The sequence below is a fragment of the uncultured Maritalea sp. genome (assembly GCF_937139385.1).
Taxonomy (GTDB): Bacteria; Pseudomonadota; Alphaproteobacteria; order Rhizobiales; family Devosiaceae; genus Maritalea; species Maritalea porphyrae_A.
In genome coordinates this window covers 1-5,055 of record NZ_CAKZPW010000226.1, presented here as the reverse complement: position 1 = coordinate 5,055, position 5,055 = coordinate 1, and the positions used below count along the sequence as shown (strand labels likewise).

Annotated in this window: 4 protein-coding genes; 1 reads left to right on the top strand and 3 read right to left on the bottom strand. The window is 49.0% G+C overall.

Going from position 1 to position 5,055, the window contains the following annotated elements; translation table 11 throughout:
- Both Q0231_RS09700 and Q0231_RS09695 read right to left on the bottom strand, forming a co-directional pair.
- On the bottom strand, nt 1-730 hold a 730-nt coding region (locus Q0231_RS09700), incomplete at its 3' end, for a hypothetical protein (RefSeq protein WP_299347438.1).
- Nucleotides 731-889: 159 nt separating this feature from the next.
- A complete protein-coding gene (locus Q0231_RS09695) occupies nt 890-2,269 on the bottom strand; it encodes a class II 3-deoxy-7-phosphoheptulonate synthase (protein ID WP_299347436.1) in 1,380 nt (459 codons plus the stop codon).
- Nucleotides 2,270-2,518: 249 nt separating this feature from the next.
- Between Q0231_RS09695 and Q0231_RS09690 the strand changes: the two genes are divergently transcribed.
- Nucleotides 2,519-3,211, top strand: coding sequence for a VIT1/CCC1 transporter family protein (locus tag Q0231_RS09690; RefSeq protein ID WP_299347434.1), 693 nt, complete (start codon nt 2,519-2,521; stop codon nt 3,209-3,211).
- Nucleotides 3,212-3,526: 315 nt separating this feature from the next.
- Here Q0231_RS09690 and Q0231_RS09685 read toward each other — a convergent pair.
- The coding region (locus Q0231_RS09685) for an FAD-dependent oxidoreductase (protein WP_299347432.1) at nt 3,527-5,055 on the bottom strand (1,529 nt) is incomplete at its 5' end.

The following is a 5,055-nucleotide window of genomic DNA, read 5'->3' as shown; positions in this document are numbered from 1 at the left end:
GCCCACCCAGGATTCCCGAAAGGGATGCATAAGGAATTGCAGCAACTTCCGCTGTCACATCAAAGCTTCCCGCCACAGCCTTAGTCGAAAGACCCAAACGCAACGCGTTGATGTTCAAAGTGTGATCAGCATGTTCAACTGGTACAAAAAAGCTACTGGTGCCCGTCGTCCAAGACAATGATGAATTGTCTTTAATCGGACGGTATTCGGCACCGCCAATTGTTGGCGCATCATTTAGATATTGATAGCCCACAAAGCCACCAAATGTAGCGCCAACATCATCGTTGCCAAGCTTTACCGGCATATAACCGAAATCAGCAACCGCATAAGCCATATTACCAAGCGTTGTTTGTCCACTTGTTAGGCCATTGTCATAGTTAGCATCTAGATGAACTGAATATCCGCCATATACGTTTAGATAGGTATCAGTTGCCAAATCGTTCAGACGTAGAAAAACTTCGCCAAACTGAGTGGTGTCGTTGGTGCTACCGTTGGTCGCGGGGACAATAATTCCGGAGTTGTTAAGGCCACTGGTTGAAATAGAGCTTCCACCACGCGAGTAGTGGTAGCGCAAACCAGCTTCGAATTCCATCAGCGGATCGGTAGGTTCATCCCAACTGTTGTAGCTGCCGCGCATATCTGCTGGATAATCCAAGTCTGCTGCAAGTGCGGTGCTTGCGCTCACCATTGCCGCAACACTTACCAAAATACCTAAACCAACATGCCGCATGGCCAACTCCAATTGCGTAAATCAAATCACTCCTGAGTATTTATGGTTGATTAAGGTTAAGGGGGCACTAAAACTGTCTTAACAAATTGATAATGCAACGAAAAACACCGCCCCCTTTTGAGGGGCGGTGCGAAATTCTTTTATTTGAGTTCTTGTGGCCTAGATAGCCGCCAAATTGCGTGGACGCACGGGGCGCTGATGATCTTGCATTTCTTCAGCAACCAAAAATGCCAACTCAAGTGCTTGTGAAGCATTCAAGCGTGGGTCGCAATGGGTGTGGTAGCGGCTTTCAAGGTCCGCTTCTGTTACCGCTGAAGACCCACCAACGCATTCAGTAACGTCTGCGCCAGTCATTTCCACATGCACACCACCCGCGTAGGTGCCGAGTTGACGATGCACCTCAAAGAAGCTTTTCACTTCAGAAAGCACCAAATCAAATGGCCGTGTTTTATAGCCGGTAGACGCTTTGACCGTATTGCCGTGCATGGGGTCACATGACCAAACAACGGTGCGGCCTTCGCTTTTCACCAGTTCCACCAAACGTGGCAGTTCATCGTTGATTTTTTCTGCGCCAAAACGCGTGATCAACGTCAAACGGCCCGCTTCGTTTTCCGGATTAAGCTTATCCAAAAGACGTTTTAAGTCGTCATTCGTAAGCGATGGGCCACATTTCAAGCCAATCGGGTTTTTGATGCCCGAGAAGAATTCTACGTGAGCCTCGTCAACGTCGCGTGTGCGATCGCCGATCCACAACATGTGGCCAGAAGTTGCATACCAATCGTTGGTGATTGAGTCGCGGCGCGTGAAGGCCTGCTCATATCCAAGCAATAGCGCTTCATGGCTGGTGTAAAACTTGGTTTCACGCAGTTGCTGTGTGTTTTCAGCGTTGATGCCGAGCGCACGCATGAAGTCAATTGCGTCGTCAATCTTCTTCGCCACCGCGTCATATTGATTGTATGAATTGGTGTCCTTGATGAACTCCATGGTCCATTCATGGGTGCGTTCTAGGTTGGCATAGCCCCCAGACGCAAAAGCGCGGATCAAATTCAACGTTGCCGCTGACTGGCGATAAGCCATTGTCATGCGGTTGGGGTCTGGCACGCGTGATGCTTCATCAAAATCGATGCCGTTGATAATATCGCCGCGGTAGCTTGGCAGGGTTACACCATCAATGGTTTCATTGTCTGCCGACCGGGGCTTGGCAAATTGACCAGCGACACGTCCGACTTTTACAACAGGTTTTGACCCGCCAGACGTTAGAACGACTGCCATTTGCAAAAAGACACGGAAGAAATCTCGAATATGGTCCGCATGGTGCTCTGCAAAGCTCTCTGCGCAATCGCCGCCTTGAAGCAAAAATGCTTTACCATGGGCTACATCTGCCAATTGAGCTTTCAGTCCGCGCGTTTCGCCTGCAAATACGAGGGGCGGAAATGATGAAAGGCGCTCTTCAACAGCTGCCAGTTCCGCCTTATCTGGATAAGCCGGAACCTGGCGGATGTCTTTCGATCTCCAGCTTTCAGGTGTCCAGTTACTCATTGTTCTACTCGCTTTCACATCTATATTGATTATTTAACCCGAAGGATTTAGCAAACTTTTGCCGCGCAAACTAGTAACGAATGGCAAAACTTGACCAATTTCATACTAAAAGCGACCTTCCACCACATTCTTATAAAGAATCGCCATGTTATTGTCTGACAAAGAGAAGTTTAGAGGAGCAATTTGGAACCAATATGCGTCAACTTGATCATAAGCACTCCAAAGAGGCCATTCGCCAACGATTGAGCAATGGACCACCACAACCCAACGGGTTGGCGTCGTTGGATGCTTTCTACAAACCATAAAGATATTGGTACACTTTATCTGATATTTGCGATTGTCGCTGGTGTGGTCGGCGCGGAATTATCTGCTGCAATCGTTTTAATTCTAGGTGTCGCTAACTTGCTAGCAGACGGCTTTTCCATGGCTGCGTCTAATTACTCTGGCACCAAAGCGGAAATCGACGATTACAAACGCGTGCGTGCAGCCGAAATTCGTCACATCACGGATCACCCTGAAGGGGAGCGAGAAGAACTGCGTCAGATTTTTTCCGCCAAAGGGTTTGAAGGGGCAGAGCTAGACGAAATTGTGCATTTGGTCACAAACAACCAAGAAATGTGGATTGAAGTGATGTTGACTGAGGAATACGGCATTTCAGCTGTTCAGCGATCACCCGCCAGAGCGGCATTCGCCACATTCATGGCCTTCATTATTTGTGGAGCGGTTCCACTTGTGCCCTACCTATTTGGCCTACCCGCAAGTGCCATCCTTGCAGCTGTCATGACTGGCTTTGTGTTTTTAGCAATCGGCGCCGCCAAATCACTATGGTCTACAGCTACGTGGTTCATGAGTGCCTTAGAAACATTTGCAATTGGCATGTTGGCCGCTGGGCTGGCTTTTGCGGTGGGCGCATTGCTGAAAACGGCCTTTGGTGTCGCTTGATTGAGGAACTTGGGTCAACTTCGTTTTGAGCGCCGGGCATTGCATACAACACGCAACAGACCTTTCAGCCATCAAACCAAAGCTTACCCAACTCCAGGAGGTTGTCGCAAAGACAACCCTAGGCTCTGCATAGTGGGTGGACACCTTTTTGATGCGCAATCCAGTCCAAAACATCCTTAAAAGGGCACTGGTCGGTGTTTGCGCACCAAAAGCAAAAGTTCAGTTCCTGTCCATTTACAAGGCAGCGCAGTTGAACCTGGCAAAAATTCAAAAGTTTGAACCGCGCATCCTTAAGTCGATTGACAAGACAATGCGCTAGCTCTGGCGCTCCCCGTTTTCAATGACATAGCTCGGCGCTTTTAAAGTCACCAGTTCTTCAGCGGCGGTTGGGTGCACGGCGATCGTTCGATCAAAGTCTGCCTTTGTCGCCCCCATCGAAACTGCAATGCCGACCATTTGGATCATTTCACCGGACGATGGGCCAACGATATGTACGCCCAACACTTCGTCAGTTTCGCCATCCGTGATCAGCTTAAACATCATTTTTTCGGGACGTGTGGTCAGTGTGTTTTGCATCGGGCGGAAAGTTGACACATAAACGTTGACCTTCGCGCGACTTGACGCCGCATCATGTTCCGTCAACCCAACAGTGCCGATTTCGGGCTCGGAAAACACAGCCGTTGGAATAAGCGAGTGGTCCACGGCCATTGGATTATTGTTGTAAACTGTTTCTACAAAAGCCGCCCCTTCCCGAATGGCGACAGGGGTAAGTGCAGCACGGTTTGTCACATCTCCAACGGCATAGATTGATGGACAACTGGTTTGAGAATAAGCGTCAACGTGAATGGCACGACCAGCGTTAAGTTTCACATTAGCTGTTTCAAGCCCCAAGCCTTCAATGTTTGGAACGCGACCAGTTGCAAACATCACTTCGCCGAAATCGATGACTTCTCCGGTTGAAAAACTAACGTCAATATTGCCCGAAGCACAACGATCCATCCGCGTGATTTCACTCTCTAGCTTGATTGTAACGCCCCGCGCTTTCATCTGCTCAGCAACCATATCGCGTACGTCAGAATCAAAACCGCGCAATATTTGGTCGCCGCGATAGAGCAATGTTGTTTCAACACCCAGCCCGGCAAAAATGCCCGCGAACTCGACGGCAATATAGCCACCGCCATTGACCAATATTTTCTTAGGCAGCTGTTGGATATGAAAAGCCTCATTCGAGGTGATGCCCATTTCAGCGCCTGGGATATTGGGCACAAATGGACGTCCACCGGTCGCGATAAGAATTCGGTCCGCTCTCAATTCTTGGTTGGCTTTGGCAAGCTGCTGGCTGCGCTCTTCTAGGATGCGGTTATTTTTGGCTAATTGCTGCTGTGTCTTCAACAAGGTTTCTTCTGCCTGCTTACGTTCATTCACTTCTTCGGCTAATCTTTCATTGGTGGCTTCAAGCTCGGCGGTACGCCTCATATTATTGAGAAAGTACGCGCCCAAAAAGCCGGTAAAGAGCAAGCCAACCAACGAAAGAGCAGTCAACCATGTGAAGGTTGTCCATGTCCCACGCACAATCAAGAATTCGCCAACAAAACCATTCAAGCCCGGCAAACCAAGACTCGACATGCTCATGAAGACGAATAAGCCACCAAAAATCGGTGCTTTGACCCAGAAGCCACCATATTGTGTCAGGTCACGAGTATGTGTTTTGTGATAAATACCCCCAGCAAGGAGGAACATACCAGCAGAACTCAAACCATGATTGAACATCTGCATAACAGTACCGTTTAGCGCCGCAACAGCATCCATCATTTTATCCGGTGCAATCGCTGATTGACTTGCCG